The following is a 14967-nucleotide window of genomic DNA, read 5'->3' as shown; positions in this document are numbered from 1 at the left end:
GGTCATCATCGCGTGGGCGACTCCGACCAACCGTCACAGTATGCCACGGCCCGACAGCCGCCGGTCGGGCACTGCGTATCCGTCGTTTGGAGGTTTCCCAGGGCTCGCGCGTAGGATTCCGGCGAGTCGCGCCAGGCGGCCTCCTCTTCCCCCTCTCTCATTCGGAGCGTTCTTGTCATGACCACCGGCGGAGCCAACGACCGTCTCTCGAAGAACCAGCGACGAGAGGCCGCCCGAGAGAAGGCGCGCCGCCTGCGCGAGCAGCAGAAGCGCCGCGACCGCGTGAGCCGCTTCGCCCTGCAGGGCGGGCTCGCCGCCGTCGTGATCGCGGTCGTCGTCATCGTGGTCTTCGCCGTCACCTCGAGCATCCGCCCCGCGGGCCCCGGCCCGGCGAACATGGCGAGCGACGGCGTGGTCATCGGCGAGAACATGGTCGCGCAGACGAGCGGCGCCGTCGCCGCCGACGGGACGCCCACCCCCAGCGCGCTCGACACCTCGGCCGGCACGGTCGACATCCGGGTCTACCTCGACTACCTCTGCCCCTACTGCGGCCAGTTCGAGAAGACCAACGGCGACCAGATCAAGGAGTGGGTGACCAGCGGCGCCGCGACGGTCGAGATCCACCCGATCGCCATCCTCACGACCCGCTCCAACGGCACCAAGTACTCGGAGCGCTCGGCCAATGCCGCCGCTTGCGTCGCGGACCGCTCGCCCGACTCCTTCTTCGACTTCAACTCCCTGCTCTTCGCCAACCAGCCCGCGGAGGGGACCGACGGACTCACGGACGACCAGCTGAAGGACTACGCCTCTCAGGCCGGCGTCGAGGACACGGCGGCTGTCGACACCTGCATCGACGACCAGAGCTTCGTGAGCTGGGTGCGCGCCGCGACCGAGCGCGCCACCTCCGGTCCGCTGCCCGGCACGGACGTGCCCGCCGTCACCGGCACCCCGACCGTCCTGGTCAACGGCGAGGCGTACTCGGGCTCGCTGACCGACCCGGACGCGTTCAGCTCCTTCGTGCTCTCCGCCGCCGCCGACTCGTACTCGTCGGCGACTCCCGCGCCCTTCTCCTCCGAGACCCCGGCGCCGACCGAGACGCCCGCCTCGACCGAGACCCCCGCCTCGACCGGGACTCCGGCGCCCGGCGACGCCCCGGTCTCCACCGAGGCTCCGGCCTCCTCCGAGCCGACCCCGGCCGCCGCGGGCTGATCCCCGCACATGCAGAAGGCCCCGACCGCACGCAGCGGTCGGGGCCTTCTCCGTTCCTGAGCCGACGACGGGACTTGAACCCGTAACCGCCCGATTACAAGTCGGGTGCGCTACCAATTGCGCCACGTCGGCAGGTGCGCTCGCGCACCCGGCCACCCTATCGCGGGCCCAGGATCCGCTCGGATCGGGGGCCCGCCGGGGCTCACGGCTCGAGGACGGTGAGATGCCGCTCGGCGGGTGCGGGGCGCTTCGGGCCGCCGATCTTCCCGTCGGGACGGCCGACGTAGAGCCAGCCGAGCAGCTCCTCGCCCTTCTCGAGGCGGTGCGCCTTCCGCACGGCCTTGTCGCGCGTGTAGGAACCGGTGCGCCAGAAGACGCCCCAGCCCGCCTCGTCGAGCAGGAGGCTCAGGAGATGGGCGACGCCCGAGGCGACGGCCTCCTGCTCCCAAGCCGGCACCTTCGACTTCTTGACGCTGACCACGACGGCCAGCAGCAGGGAGGCGCGGTGCGTCTTCTCGATGTATTTCCGGGGGTCCTTCTTCGCCCCCGAGGCGACCGCGAAGCTGCGGCCGACCCGGTCGCGGGCGGCGCCGCGGATCTCGATGACCCGCCACGGGCGCAGCGAGCTGTGATCGGCGAGGCGCGACGCCGCCGAGACGAACGCCGCGATCTCGTCGTGCCCCGGAGCCTCCGGCGTCACCTTCGAGCGCGAACGGCGCGCGAGGACGGCCTCGAGGACGGGGGAGGAGGACACGGTCACTCGCCCTCGGCCTGGAAGTTCAGGGCGATCGAGTTCATGCAGTAGCGATCGCCGGTGGGCGTGCCGAACCCGTCGGGGAAGACGTGTCCCAGGTGGGATCCGCAGTTCGCGCAACGGACCTCGGTGCGGACCATGCCGAGGGTGCTGTCCTCGATCAGCTGGACCGCGTCCGGGTTCACGGACTCGTAGAAGCTCGGCCAGCCGCAGCCGGAGTCGAACTTGGTGCCGCTCTTGAAGAGCTCGGCGCTGCAGGCGGCACAGGTGTAGAGGCCGGAGCGGTGCTCGTCGAGCAGCTCGCCGGTCCACGGACGCTCGGTGGCCGCCTCGCGCAGGACCGCGTACTGGTCGCGGTCGAGCTCCTCACGCCACTCGGCGTCGGTCTTGTTCACGGAATACGACGACATGGGTCTCCCTAGGAATCCTCGTCAGTGTACGGGGGCGGTCGCGCCCCTCCACCTGGTCCAACCCCCGGGACGACGGCTCCATTCCGCCTCCGCGGGCTGTGGAGGAGACTCTCCGCCGTGACACTGCGGCGCGGTCGTTCCGCTTCCGGAGCGCCTCCCCGGCGGTGGCGGCGCGCCTGCCTACCCTGGGGGGATGAGCAGGACGACGGACCCGAGGCCGGGCACCGGTCTGTCCGAGCGCGAGCTGCGGGTGCTCGCCTTCGAGCGCGAGTGGACCGCCCGTTCCGGAGACAAGGACGACGCGATCCGCTCCCAGTTCGGACTTTCGGCCGCCCGCTACTATCAGGTGCTCAGCGCGGTGCTCGCCTCTCCGGCCGCCCTCGCGCACGACCCGATGCTCGTCACGCGGCTGCAGCGCATCCGCGACCAGCGCGCCGGCGCCCGCGCCTCGCGACGCCTCGGGCGCCTCGAGTAGACGAGCTGCTCGAGTCCACCAACGGAAGGCCGGCCGTACCCCCGATGTCGAACACGCACCCGAGAGACCGCTTCGACGAGATCCCGGCGACGGAGGCGCGCGTCGGCGCCCACCGCCGGCCGCCGGCCCCTCACGCCCGTGCCGTCGCGCTGGCGTGGGCCGCGCTCGCCACCGGAGTCATCGTCCTGCTCGGCTTCATCGGGCTGCTGGTCATCGACGACCGGGTGCAGTTCACGGACGTCTTCACCCCGGCCACCGCGACCGCCGAGGCGACTCCGACCGCCGCCGCGACGCTCGATCCCGATCTCGCTGTCGCCGTCCTCAACGGCACCGCCACCGTCGGACTCGCCGCCAGCGCCGGCGACGCCCTGACGACGGCCGGCTGGAGCGTCCCGACCGTCGCGAACGCGAACACCGAGGACATCGCGGCGACGACCGTCTACTACACCGACCCGGCTCTCGAGGGCGCCGCGCGCGGCCTGGTCGACTCGCTCGGAACGGGGACCGTCCTGCTCTCTCAGGACTTCGTCGAGACGGGCTCCGTCGTCGTGGTCCTGGGGGCCGATTACGCCTCCGAGCAGGGCTGATCGGGGCCCTCTGTTACGGGCACGTTTCCTCCGTGTTGAATCCCGGGCAACTCTTCACCGCGAGGCCCTTCCGAGCCCCTTCCGGGCCCGATCGTCGGATTAGTATTCCTGACCAGGCACCAGCACATCGCTCGTGCCGCGGGCATCACAGCACTGGGGAGTACAGAGATGGCGAACGGAACCGTCAAGTGGTTCAACGCTGAGAAGGGCTACGGCTTCATCACGGTCGACGGCGGCGGACAGGACGTCTTCGTCCACTACTCCGCGATCGACATGTCGGGGTACAAGGTCCTCGAGGAGGGGCAGCAGGTCGCGTTCGAGGTCGGCACGGGGTCGAAGGGCCCCCAGGCCGAATCGGTCCGCCCGGCCTGACCGCCGAGCCTCCCGGGAGCCGTCGTCCGCCTCGTGCGGGCGGCGGCTCCTTCGTGTCGGAGCGCGTGCCGGTCGCTTGCACTCGTCCACCGCGAGTGCCAGAATCGACCTTGGCACTCGCTCCGGTCGAGTGCCAGCACAGACATTTCACGACGTCCGGGAGGGACGAGAAACACACATGGCCAAGATCATTGCTTTTGACGAAGAAGCCCGCCGCGGCCTCGAGCGTGGACTCAACACTCTGGCCGACGCGGTCAAGGTGACCCTCGGCCCGCGCGGCCGCAACGTCGTCCTCGAGAAGAAGTGGGGCGCTCCCACCATCACGAACGACGGCGTCTCCATCGCCAAGGAGATCGAGCTCGACGAGCCGTACGAGAAGATCGGCGCCGAGCTCGTCAAGGAGGTCGCCAAGAAGACCGACGACGTCGCCGGCGACGGAACCACCACCGCGACCGTCCTCGCTCAGGCGCTCGTCCGCGAGGGCCTGCGCAACGTCGCGGCCGGCGCCGACCCGATCAGCCTCAAGAAGGGCATCGAGAAGGCCGTCAAGGCCGTCACCGCCGAGCTCATCGCCGGCGCGAAGGCGATCGAGACCAAGGAGGAGATCGCGGCGACCGCCTCCATCTCCGCCGCGGACCCCGAGATCGGCGCCATCATCGCCGAGGCGATCGACAAGGTCGGCAAGGAGGGCGTCGTCACCGTCGAGGAGTCGAACACCTTCGGCACCGAGCTCGAGCTCACCGAGGGCATGCGCTTCGACAAGGGCTACCTGTCGCAGTACTTCGTGACCGACCCCGACCGCCAGGAGGCGGTGTTCGAGGACCCCTACATCCTCATCGTCAACTCCAAGGTCTCGAACATCAAGGACCTGCTCCCCGTCGTCGACAAGGTGATCCAGGCGGGCAAGCAGCTGCTGATCATCGCCGAGGACGTCGACGGTGAGGCGCTGGCGACCCTGGTCGTCAACAAGATCCGCGGCATCTTCAAGTCGGTCGCCGTCAAGGCTCCCGGCTTCGGCGACCGTCGCAAGGCGCAGCTCCAGGACATCGCGATCCTCACCGGCGGCCAGGTCATCTCCGAGGAGGTCGGCCTCAAGCTCGAGAACGTCACCCTCGACCTGCTCGGCTCGGCCCGCAAGGTCGTCATCACCAAGGACGAGACCACGATCGTCGAGGGTGCCGGCGACGCCGAGGCCATCGCCGGCCGCGTCGCGCAGATCCGCGGCGAGATCGAGAACACCGACAGCGACTACGACCGCGAGAAGCTCCAGGAGCGCCTCGCGAAGCTCGCGGGCGGCGTCGCGGTCATCAAGGCCGGAGCGGCGACCGAGGTCGAGCTCAAGGAGCGCAAGCACCGCATCGAGGACGCCGTGCGCAACGCGAAGGCCGCCGTCGAGGAGGGCATCGTCGCCGGTGGTGGCGTCGCCCTCATCCAGGCCGGCAAGCTCGCCTTCGAGAAGCTCGAGCTCGTCGGAGACGAGGCGACCGGCGCGAACATCGTCAAGGTCGCCATCGACGCCCCGCTCAAGCAGATCGCCCTCAACGCGGGCATGGAGCCCGGCGTCGTCGCTGCGAAGGTCCGCGAGCTGCCCACCGGACACGGCCTCAACGCCGCGACCGGCGAGTACGTCGACCTCATCGCCGCGGGCATCATCGACCCGGTCAAGGTCACGCGCTCCGCTCTGCAGAACGCGGCGTCGATCGCCGGTCTCTTCCTCACCACGGAGGCCGTCGTCGCCGACAAGCCCGAGAAGAACCCGGTCGCCGCGGGCGGCGACCCCACCGGAGGCATGGACTTCTAGTCCAGGCCCCATCACGCAGAAGGCGGTTCCCCTCCGGGGGAGCCGCCTTCGGCGTTTTCAGAGTGCACGTGAGCGAGCAGCAGGGGAGCACCGGGGCAGGTGGTCCCGGCCCGACCCCACCGTCCCCGTCTCGAGAGCGGTTCTCCTCCGCGTCTTCAGCGCTCCGGGCGGACTCGCGGCCGACCGGCCCGTCGGTAGCGAACAGCCTGCCGTGGGCGGCAGAGCGGCGGGAGCATCAGGCCACCGGGCTCGGATCGACCGATCCGTGCCGCCCGCGGACGTCGACAGGGGAGCGCGGACCGGAGCGGTCCCGACGGAGACGGGCCGCGGTGCGGATCAGACCGAGGCGGGGGAGGTCTCGCCGTTCTGGCCGACCGTGAGCAGCGGCAGCGCGACGCGGAAGGTCGCGCCTCCGCCCGGCGTCTCGACGACGTCGACGCGGCCCTTGTGCGCGGCGACGATCGAGGACACGATCGCCAGCCCGAGACCGCTGCCGCCGGTCTCGCGGGTCCGCGAGGTGTCCGCTCGCCAGAAGCGCTGGAAGATCTTCTCGCGGATCTGCGGCGGGATGCCCTCACCGTGGTCGATGACCTCCAGCAGGGCGAGGCGGCGGGAGCGGTCGACGGCGACGCCGATCTCGATCGGAGTGTCCTCGGGCGTGTAGCGGACGGCGTTGCCGATCAGGTTCGTGAGGACCTGGCGGATCTTGTTCTCCTCCGCCATCACCATCGCGGGCACGCCGGGCTCCTCGGGCGCGGTGGCGGTGCCGGCGGCGATCTCCTCGGCGTTGACCCGGCGCGGACGCCGGCGGAAACGGGCGAGCCGCGCTCCTGCCGCAGCGATCGGGCCGGTGAGCCCGGGGTTCGTCAGCTCCATGGTCTGCGTGGCGGAGGCGCCGGCCTCGTCGGCCTCGAGGGCAGGGGTCTCCACGGGGGTGTCGTCGCGGGTCTCGACGCCGAAGTCGCGGTCGGGCCAGGAGGCCATCGCGTCCATCGCGGCGTCGCGGGCGAGCGGCATCAGGTCGACCGGGGCGAGCGCGAGCGGCTTCGTCTCGTCGAGGCGGGCGAGCTCGAGGAGGTCCTCGACCAGGCCGCCCATCCGGATCGCCTCCTTCTCGATGCGCTCCATCGCCTGGCCGACGGCCTCGGGCGTCTGCAGAGCGCCCATCCGGTACAGCTCGGCGTAGCCGCGGACGGAGACCAGCGGGGTGCGCAGCTCGTGGCTGGCGTCTCCGACGAAGCGGCGCATCTGGTCGATCGTGCGGGCGCGGTCGCGGAAGGCGGAGTCGATCCGCCCGAGCATCGCGTTCAGGGAGCGGTTGAGGCGCCCGACCTCGGTGTTGGGCGTCGTGCCGTCCAGGCGCTGGCTGAAGTCGCCGTCGGCGATGGCGGCGGCGGTCTGCTCGACCTCGCGCAGCGGCGCGAACGTGGTGGTGACCAGCAGGCGGGTGAGGAGCGCGCCGATCACGACGATCGCGACTCCGAAGCCGAGGAAGATCGTGAGGTACGTCGTCATGATGACGTCGACGCTGCGGGTCGACACCGCGAGCAGGAGCGTCTGGTACTCGGTGCCCCTCGTGAACACCGTCGACATGACGTGGTACTCGACCTTGCCGTTGGAGCTCCAGATCTCCATCGGCTTGTCGCCGCCCTGCAGCGCCTGCTCGAGGGTGAAGGTCTGCGGGAAGGCGGGATCGGCCGCGCCGGACGCGTTCGTGTTGTCGAGAGTGCCGTACTGGTCGTAGACGGCGCCGAAGTCGGCCTTGGACTCGTCGATCGCGGCGAGGTCGTTGACCGAGAGGTCGCTCGCCGTCCGCTGGACCTGATCGGCCAGCTGCGCGTCGAGCTGCGCGACGAGCTGCGGCTTCAGCATCGTCATCGTCCCGATCCCGGAGACGAGGAGTCCCAGCGTGAGCAGCAGGACCGTGACGGCGGTGATCTTCGTGCGCAACGAGATGGAGTTCCACCGCTCGGCCAGACCCTGGTGCATGGCGGTGGAACTCCCTCGGGATCGGCGGGCGCCGCGCCTCCGACAGGAGGTGGCGCCGAGGTGGCGGAGGCTAGGCCTTCGCGACCTTCAGCATGTATCCGAATCCTCGCTTGGTCTGGATGAGCGATTCCTCCGAATGCGTGTCGAGCTTACGTCGCAGGTAGGAGATGTAGGACTCGACGATGCCCGCATCGCCGTTGAAGTCGTACTCCCAGACGTGGTCGAGGATCTGCGCCTTGCTGAGCACCCGGTTCGGGTTGAGCATCAGGTAGCGGAGCAGCTTGAACTCGGTGGGGCTGAGCTCCACCGGCTCGTCGCCGACGAGGACCTCGTGTGTGTCCTGATCCATCGTCAGCTCGCCGGCCCGGATGACCGCGTCCTCCTCGGCGTGCATCGTGCGGCGGAGGATCGCCTTGATGCGCGCGACGATCTCATCGAGGCTGAACGGCTTGGTGACGTAGTCGTCGCCGCCGACGGTGAGGCCCGTGATCTTGTCCTCGGTGTCGTCCTTCGCGGTGAGGAAGAGGATGGGGGAGGTGTACCCGGCCGAGCGGAGGCGCTTGGTCACGCCGAAGCCGTTCATGTCCGGGAGCATCACGTCGAGGATGATCAGGTCCGGCTCCTCCTCGAGGACCGCCGAGATCGCCTGGGCCCCGTTGCCGACCGCTCGCACGGCGAAGCCGGCGAAGCGGAGGCTCGTGGTGAGCAGGTCTCTGATGTTGGGCTCGTCGTCGACGATGAGAATGCGGGGTCCGTCCATGCAGGACAGTATCTGGCCGTCGGCTGTACGGAGTCTGGGAGTCGGTTGTCCGGGCGCTCGGTGCGGGCTCGGCGGCGCGGAACGCCGGATGGGAGGCGGTGCGGCGGGAGGAGAGCGCGGCCGGTCAGGACTGCGCGCGGCGCCGCCGGACGCCCACGATCAGCATCGCGATCATCATGAGGAACGCTATCGGCAGGCCCACCAGCGGCACGGCGAAGACGAACTGCCAGAACGGGCCGGTGTACTCGCGGATGCCGAGCGCGGGGGCGACCAGGATCGCGAGGAACGCGAGGACCGTCACGACGATGATCGCGATGAACATGTAGGCGAGCGTGCGCTCCGCGCGTCCGATGCCCGCCGGCTCCTGTGGCTTCACCCGTCAAGGATAGGGCGGCCCCGGTCGACTAAACTGATGGCTGCTTCATTTCCAGGAGGGGTCTGCATGCCTACCGGCAAGGTCAAGTTCTACGACGAGGAGAAGGGCTTCGGCTTCATCAGCACTGATGACGGCCAGGAGGTCTTCCTGCACGCTTCCGCGCTGCCCTCCGGGACCGCGGTCAAGGCCGGCACCCGCCTCGAGTTCGGCATCGCGGACGGCAAGCGCGGGGCGCAGGCGCTCTCGGCGCGCGTCCTCGACGCCCCGCCGAGCCTGGTGAAGCTCAACCGGAAGTCCGCGGACGATATGTCCGTGATCGTGGAGGACACGGTCAAGCTGCTCGACGGTATCGGCGCCGGGCTCAAGCGCGGCCGCTACCCCGACAAGGCGCACGGGCGCACGATCGCGGCGCTCCTGCGCCGGGTTGCGGACGAGCTGGATGCCTGACACCGACGGCACGACCGACGAGCACGGCTCGATCGAGGAGACCGTCACCGCTCCGACCCCGGAGGACGCTCCCGTGGAGCAGCCTTCGCGAGAGGGCGAGGCCGACGCCGAGCAGGACACGACTCCTGCCGAGAGGTCCGCCGCCGAGGACGCGAGCGGAGCCGACGACGCGGTCCCCGCTGACCCGTCGGCTCTCGTCGACGAGGCTCCGTCCGGCACGGCCGAGGGCGACGCTGCCCTTCCGATGACCGAGGCTCCCGGGCAGGACTCCGCCTCTGCGGAGGAGATGATTCCGGCCGAGGACGTCTCCGCTGAGACGGAGGATTCCGGCGAGGACACGGCTTCAGCTGAGGACCCGGCTCCTGCTGACACCGCTTCCTCGGAGATCGGGGCGCCTGGTGAGACCGCGTCCTCGGAGTATGCGGCTTCTGCTGATGACTCGGCTTCCCTTGCCGACGACCGTCCCGAGGACGCGACCGACGCCGATGCCGCATCGGCAGCGGACACGGCTCCGGCCGACGACGACGCTTCCACGGGAGAGGCGGACGAGGCTCCCGAGCCCGTCTACGAGGCGGACGAGGTGCTTGCCGGGTCTCTCGACGTGGCCCGTTCGGCGCTCGCCGAGATCGCCCCCGAGGGGACGATCGGCGAGCTGGTGACGACTCTGGCGCAGGGCGAGCACGTCGTGTCGCTGCAGTTTGCGAACCTCGCGCGCGGGTACCCGGGGTGGCTGTGGACGGCGACGCTGTCCCGGATCGACGAGACCGAGGACGTGAACGTGCTCGAGGTCGAGCTGCTGCCGGGCGAGGGCGCGGTCCTCGCTCCGGACTGGGTGCCGTGGTCCGTGCGTCTCGCCGACTACCAGACCGCGCAGGACGCGCTCGGCGAGGAGGTCGAGGACGCGGACGATGACGAGCTCGAGGACGCCGAGGACGAGGATCTCGACGACGAGGACGACGAGGACGACGACTCGGACGAGGACGACGATTCCGACGACGAGGACGAGGACTCGGACGACGAGGGTTACTCGGACGAGGACGACTCCGACGACGAGGACGACTCGGACGACGACTCGGACGACGACGATTCGGACGAGGACGACTCCGACGAGGACGACTCGGACGGCGTCGAGCCCGCTCCCGCCCCGACCACCCGTCGCCGGCGCCGTCGCCGCTGATCCGGTCCGGCGCCGCCCGATGAGCATCGACTCCGACACCCGCATCGCCTATCCCGACGGCGCCGTGCGCTCCTCCGGGCGCGTGCAGCACGTGGGGACCCTGGAGGACGGCCGCTGGGCGGTCGTCCTCGATGCGACCGCTGCCCACCCCGTCGACCCGACCTGGCCCGACCAGGGGCCCGACCGCGGTGCGCTGGTCGTGGCGGGGGAGCGGCTGCCCCTGCTCGACTGCCGGATCGGGGCGTGGCAGGGCGGCGAGCTGCACGTCGGCCAGCGGCTCCCGGCGCGGCTCGGCACTCCGGAGTGGAGCTTCGTCGTCGTCCACGTCGTCGACGACGCCTCCTCACTCCACGCGGACGACGAGGTCGACGTCGAGGTCGACGCGGAGCACCGGCGCGAGCTCTCCCGCGGGCACACCGCCTGCCACCTCGCCTCCCTCGCCCTGAACGCCGCGCTGGCCTCCTTCTGGTCGAAGCCGGCGCGCACCGACGCCCTCGGGAACCCGGACTTCGACCAGGCGGCGATCGAGACCTCGCGGATCCGCGAGTCCGGCTCCACCGACGTCTACCGCCTCGGCAAGTCCCTCCGACGCAGCGGGATGGACACCGCCCGCCTGCAGGCGGAGATCCGGGAGGTGCAACAGCGGATCGACGCCCTCCTGGCCGACTGGATCGCCTCGGACGCGCAGGTGCGCATCGAGCGCGACGACGATCTGCTCAGCACGCGGCGGACGTGGCGCTGCACCCTCCCCGCCGGGGACGCCGCGATCGCCTGCGGCGGCACCCACATCGGGCGGCTCTCCGAGTTCACCGGACTGCGCGTCCGCCTCGAGCTGGAGGCCGACGGCACCGGGCTCCGGATGGAGACCGACGCGCTCTAGCGGCGGTTGCGGCTGTAGAACAGTCCGATCGTGCCGAGGACCAGTCCGATCACGACTGTCGACAGGACGGCCGGCTCGACGACGGCTCCGACGAACGACGCGACGAGCACGGCCACGAGGGCGACGGCCCAGGCGACGCACCCGACCAGCAGAGCCGTCGCGTCGTCGCTCGCGGAGGGCGGCGGCGCGGGCCGCCGCTCCTCCTCGCGCAGCCACAGCCGCATGGAGCGCCTCAGACCGCCACGCGCTCGAGGACGTGGTCGATGCAGCCGAGCAGCGAGCGGACGTCGTCCGGCTCGATCGCGACGAACGTCGCCACGCGCAGCTGGTTGCGGCCGAGCTTGCGGTACGGCTCGGTGTCGACGATCCCGTTCGCGCGGAGGATCCTCGCGACGAGAGCGGCATCGACGGAGGCGTCGAAGTCGACGGTCGCGACGACCTGGGAGCGGTGCTCGGGCACCTCGACGAAGGGGGTCGCCAGGCTCGAGGCCTCGGCCCAGTCGTAGACCGCGGAGGAGGACTCGGCCGTGCGCGCCGACGCCCAGGCCAGGCCGCCCGAGGCGTTCATCCAGTCCAGCTGCGACTCCATCAGCAGGAGGGTCGAGAGGGCCGGGGTGTTCAGGGTCTGGTTCAGGCGCGAGTTGTCGACGGCGTTCTTGAGGCTGAGGAACTCGGGGATGTAGCGGCCGCTCGCCGCGATGCGCTCGATCCGCTCGATCGCGGCGGGGGAGAAGAGGCCGAACCAGAGGCCTCCGTCGGAGGCGAAGTTCTTCTGCGGGGCGAAGTAGTAGACGTCGGCCTCGGCGATGTCCACGTCGATGCCGCCCGCCGCGCTGGTCGCGTCGATGACGGTGAGCGCGCCCTCGTCACCGCGGACCCGGCGGACCGGGGCCATCACTCCGGTGCTCGTCTCGTTGTGGGGCCACGCGTAGACGTCGATCCCCTCGACGATCTCGACCTCGCTCCGCGATCCCGCGGGGGCGGCGACGACGTGGGCCGGCTCGAGGAACGGCGCGGAGGCGGCGGCCGCGAACTTCTGGCCGAACTCGCCGAAGGTGAGGTTCTCGGCGCGGCGCTCGATGAGGGAGAATGCGGCGGCGTCCCAGAAGGCGGTCGAGCCGCCGTTGCCCAGCAGGACCTCGTAGCCCTCGGGGATGCGGAACAGCGTGGCGAGGTGCTCGCGCACGCGGCCGACGAGGTCCTTGACGGGTGCCTGGCGGTGCGAGGTCCCGAGGAGGTGCGCGCCCTGCGTCGCGAGGTGGGCGAGCTGGTCGTGCCGCACCTTGGACGGGCCGCAGCCGAACCGTCCGTCGTGGGGGAGCAGCTCGCGAGGAATGGTGAGGTCCGGCATGCGTTAATACTAGGGTTCCCGGCCCGCACCCCTCCTCCGAGCGACGGAGGCCTGCGTCGTGCCGCAGCGCCGATGCTGCGTCGTGACGACCACTAGGGTGGAGCGCGCCGAGACGGGAAGGCTGAGATGACGGATCTGATCGACACCACCGAGATGTACCTGCGCACCATCCTCGAGCTCGAGGAGGAGAACATCATCCCTCTGCGCGCGCGCATCTCGGAGCGGCTCAGCCACTCCGGGCCGACGGTGTCCCAGACCGTGGGGCGCATGGAGCGCGACGGCCTCGTCGTCGTCTCGGGCGACCGCCACCTCGAGCTCACCTCCGACGGACGCCGCAAAGCGATCCACGTCATGCGCAAGCACCGCCTCGCCGAGCGGCTCCTCCACGACGTCATCAAGCTCGACTGGGAGTTCGTGCACGAGGAGGCCTGCCGCTGGGAGCACGTGATGAGCGAGCAGGTCGAGCGCCGTCTCCTCGAGATGCTCGACCACCCGACGGAGTCGCCCTACGGCAACCCGATCCCGGGCCTGGACGAGCTCGGCGACACCCCGGCCTCCCGCTTCGCCGACGGCGTCATCAGCCTGCCGCGCTTCGTCGCCGGGTCGAGCGAACCGCGCCGAGGCGTCGTGCGGCGCCTGGGCGAGCCGGCGCAGGTCGATCCGGAGCTCCTCCTCCAGCTCAAGCAGGCCGGGGTCGTCCCCGGTGCCGAGGGCGAGTTCTCGGCCCTCAACGGCTACGTGCTCGCCCGCATCGACGGAGCCGAGGCGGGCATCGAGCTGCCCAACGAGGTCGCGGCGCACATCTTCCTCGTCGTCTGATCCGCGCCTTCCTGGGAGCGGACCGCATGCGCCCTTACCGCACCCGGTGACCGGGCGCGAATGGGAGAGCGGTCTCTTCCCGCCGAGAAGGTGACAAATCGGTAACGGTCGCTTACGCTCTGTGGAGCCCTGCGGCCGAGCCTCGGTCCCAGGGCGCGGGATCCGACGCCCCCACACCCGTCTCGGATCCTGTGCACACCGATGCTTCGTGCATGAGACGGGACAGCTGCCTGGGCTGAGGGGACGTCGGAGGATCTCCCCCTTGCCCCAGAACCCCCTCACCCCGAACGAGGACGCCGGCTCACCCGACCGGTTCCGCTCCAACCACCCCGACCGCTCCGGCGACGCGACCTTCGAGAACCGGCCCCCGGTCATCCGCGCCCGGATCCACGGGGACGCACCCGTCTCCCGTCGCGCCGTTCCCGCGGCTCCCGCCCGCCGTGCGGACATCACCGACTTCGTGCCGTCGCCGGCCGGGACCCCGCGCAAGCGCCGGGGCCGGGTCGTCGGCAAGGTCGCGATGGTCGGCTTCGCCGGCGCGCTGGTCGCGACCATGGCGCTCCCCGCCTACGCCTTCACTCCGGGCAGCCAGGACGACGGCCTGTTCGCAGCGTCGCGCGCCGACCTCCTCCGCCAGGGTTCCGCTCAGACCGTCGCCGTCGACGGCGGAGTGGTGCAGGCCGCGATCGCGCGCGACGGCTTCTCCGCCGAGGCCGCGCCGCCGCCGCCCGCCCCCGAGCCCGAGCCCGTCGTGGTCGAGCCCGTCGTCGACACGAGCGACGTCGCCGAGGCGCGCGCCGAGACCGCCGAGGAGTTCAACTCCTACTCCGGTGCCTCGGCCAGCGAGATCGCGGCCGCCGCTCCGACCACCAGCTACAGCCTCTCGGCCGTGTTCGACACGGCGATGCAGTACCAGGGTGTGCCCTACGTCTTCGGCGGAGCCGACCCGAGCGGCTTCGACTGCTCCGGCTTCGTGATGTACGTCTTCGCGCAGTACGGCATCTCGATGCCGCACTCGGCTGCGGGTCAGGGCGCCATGGGCACCCCCGTCTCGCTCGCCGACGCGCAGCCCGGCGACCTCGTGATCATGGACGGTCACGACGGCTTCTACGCGGGCAACGGCAACATCCTGCACGCGCCGTACGAGGGCGCGAGCGTCCGCGTGCAGCCGCTGTGGACCTCCGACTACCGGATCGTGCGCATCAACGGCTGACCCGGTCGATCCGCTCGAGAGCCCGTCCCCTCCTGGAGGGGGCGGGCTCTCGTCGTCCCGCCGTGTGAACGCCGCGTGACGAATCCGGACCGACCCCTGGTGTTCCGGGCGTGAAGGGTTAACCTGAACCCCAGTCCGCTCGCGTGGCGAGCGGATCGATTCGTCGAGGGACGGAGTGCCGGGATGGCCGAGCGGAGCGGGCGCCACAGCGTGGGGCTGCGCTCGCGCGTGCGGTCGGCCGATTCGTTACGCGCGCGGGTCCTCGCCGCGGCGGTGCACTCCTCCGACACGCGGATACGACTCCACGTCATCGCGCGGCACTCCGCCGCGGCCTCGCAGGGCGCCGT

17 protein-coding genes and 1 tRNA gene are annotated in these 14967 nt (G+C 70.8%); 10 read left to right on the top strand and 8 right to left on the bottom strand.

Annotation, left to right across the window (positions count from 1 at the left end):
• Nucleotides 1–177: 177 nt before the first annotated feature.
• Nucleotides 178–1209 (top strand): thioredoxin domain-containing protein, encoded by a 1032-nt coding sequence (locus tag GSU45_RS11890; protein ID WP_159915201.1) that lies wholly within the window; start codon nt 178–180, stop codon nt 1207–1209.
• A 59-nt stretch (nt 1210–1268) separates the two neighbouring features.
• On the opposite strand, the gene GSU45_RS11885 is transcribed toward GSU45_RS11890, so the two are convergent.
• The 3 genes from GSU45_RS11885 to msrB form a co-directional block, all read right to left on the bottom strand.
• Nucleotides 1269–1341, bottom strand: a tRNA-Thr gene (locus tag GSU45_RS11885).
• A gap of 70 nt (nt 1342–1411) precedes the next feature.
• Entirely contained in the window at nt 1412–1969 is a 558-nt protein-coding gene (locus GSU45_RS11880; RefSeq protein ID WP_159915199.1) for a nitroreductase family protein, read from the bottom strand.
• Complete coding sequence (msrB, locus tag GSU45_RS11875; RefSeq protein ID WP_159915197.1) at nt 1966–2373, bottom strand: peptide-methionine (R)-S-oxide reductase MsrB; 408 nt, start codon at nt 2371–2373, stop codon at nt 1966–1968. The genes GSU45_RS11880 and msrB overlap by 4 nt, the downstream gene beginning before the upstream one ends.
• Before the next feature lie 193 nt (nt 2374–2566).
• On the opposite strand from msrB, the gene GSU45_RS11870 reads away from it, so the two are divergent.
• The 4 genes from GSU45_RS11870 (at nt 2567) to groL (ending at nt 5608) form a co-directional block, all read left to right on the top strand.
• Complete coding sequence (locus GSU45_RS11870) at nt 2567–2848, top strand: DUF3263 domain-containing protein (protein WP_104224597.1); 282 nt, start codon at nt 2567–2569, stop codon at nt 2846–2848.
• 44 nt (nt 2849–2892) lie between these two features.
• The gene (locus tag GSU45_RS11865; protein WP_159915195.1) at nt 2893–3435 is read left to right on the top strand and encodes a LytR C-terminal domain-containing protein; all 543 of its coding nucleotides are present in this window, start codon (nt 2893–2895) and stop codon (nt 3433–3435) included.
• A gap of 168 nt (nt 3436–3603) precedes the next feature.
• Complete coding sequence (locus GSU45_RS11860; protein ID WP_104224599.1) at nt 3604–3807, top strand: cold-shock protein; 204 nt, start codon at nt 3604–3606, stop codon at nt 3805–3807.
• Between the two features lie 178 nt (nt 3808–3985).
• Nucleotides 3986–5608, top strand: coding sequence for a chaperonin GroEL (gene groL, locus GSU45_RS11855; RefSeq protein WP_104224600.1), 1623 nt, complete (start codon nt 3986–3988; stop codon nt 5606–5608).
• A gap of 336 nt (nt 5609–5944) precedes the next feature.
• Here the strand turns inward: groL and GSU45_RS11850 are convergent, their stop codons facing one another.
• From GSU45_RS11850 to GSU45_RS11840, 3 genes are all read right to left on the bottom strand, one after another.
• Entirely contained in the window at nt 5945–7597 is a 1653-nt protein-coding gene (locus GSU45_RS11850) for a HAMP domain-containing sensor histidine kinase (protein ID WP_159915193.1), read from the bottom strand.
• 70 nt (nt 7598–7667) lie between these two features.
• Complete coding sequence (locus tag GSU45_RS11845; protein WP_055787731.1) at nt 7668–8357, bottom strand: response regulator transcription factor; 690 nt, start codon at nt 8355–8357, stop codon at nt 7668–7670.
• Nucleotides 8358–8481: 124 nt separating this feature from the next.
• Nucleotides 8482–8733, bottom strand: coding sequence for a hypothetical protein (locus tag GSU45_RS11840; protein ID WP_244248111.1), 252 nt, complete (start codon nt 8731–8733; stop codon nt 8482–8484).
• 66 nt (nt 8734–8799) lie between these two features.
• On the opposite strand from GSU45_RS11840, the gene GSU45_RS11835 reads away from it, so the two are divergent.
• The 3 genes from GSU45_RS11835 to GSU45_RS11825 are packed head-to-tail and all read left to right on the top strand — an operon-like array spanning nt 8800 to nt 11237.
• Complete coding sequence (locus GSU45_RS11835) at nt 8800–9180, top strand: cold shock domain-containing protein (protein ID WP_104224602.1); 381 nt, start codon at nt 8800–8802, stop codon at nt 9178–9180.
• Nucleotides 9173–10357, top strand: a complete 1185-nt coding sequence (locus GSU45_RS11830) for a DUF3027 domain-containing protein (RefSeq protein ID WP_159915191.1) — start codon at nt 9173–9175, stop codon at nt 10355–10357. The genes GSU45_RS11835 and GSU45_RS11830 overlap by 8 nt, the downstream gene beginning before the upstream one ends.
• A 19-nt stretch (nt 10358–10376) precedes the next feature.
• Entirely contained in the window at nt 10377–11237 is an 861-nt protein-coding gene (locus tag GSU45_RS11825) for a metal-dependent hydrolase (protein ID WP_159915189.1), read from the top strand.
• Here GSU45_RS11825 and GSU45_RS11820 read toward each other — a convergent pair.
• Together GSU45_RS11820 and serC are read right to left on the bottom strand one after the other, a co-directional pair.
• Nucleotides 11234–11461, bottom strand: coding sequence for a DUF2530 domain-containing protein (locus tag GSU45_RS11820; RefSeq protein WP_159915187.1), 228 nt, complete (start codon nt 11459–11461; stop codon nt 11234–11236). The two genes, GSU45_RS11825 and GSU45_RS11820, sit on opposite strands and share 4 nt — an antisense overlap.
• Nucleotides 11462–11469: 8 nt before the next feature.
• Complete coding sequence (serC, locus tag GSU45_RS11815) at nt 11470–12588, bottom strand: phosphoserine transaminase (protein ID WP_159915185.1); 1119 nt, start codon at nt 12586–12588, stop codon at nt 11470–11472.
• A 126-nt stretch (nt 12589–12714) separates the two neighbouring features.
• On the opposite strand from serC, the gene GSU45_RS11810 reads away from it, so the two are divergent.
• A complete protein-coding gene (locus tag GSU45_RS11810; RefSeq protein ID WP_104224606.1) occupies nt 12715–13407 on the top strand; it encodes a metal-dependent transcriptional regulator in 693 nt (230 codons plus the stop codon).
• 262 nt (nt 13408–13669) lie between these two features.
• Nucleotides 13670–14620 carry a C40 family peptidase gene (locus GSU45_RS17135; RefSeq protein ID WP_244248110.1) on the top strand — a complete coding sequence of 317 codons (951 nt, stop codon included), beginning with the start codon at nt 13670–13672 and terminating at the stop codon, nt 14618–14620.
• Nucleotides 14621–14967: the final 347 nt, after the last annotated feature.

Origin of the sequence: Rathayibacter sp. VKM Ac-2801 (assembly GCF_009834245.1) — a bacterium.
In the GTDB taxonomy this organism is placed as follows: domain Bacteria; phylum Actinomycetota; class Actinomycetes; order Actinomycetales; family Microbacteriaceae; genus Rathayibacter.
The sequence above is the reverse complement of the archived record's forward strand: the minus strand, read 5'-3'. Positions and strand labels throughout refer to the sequence as shown.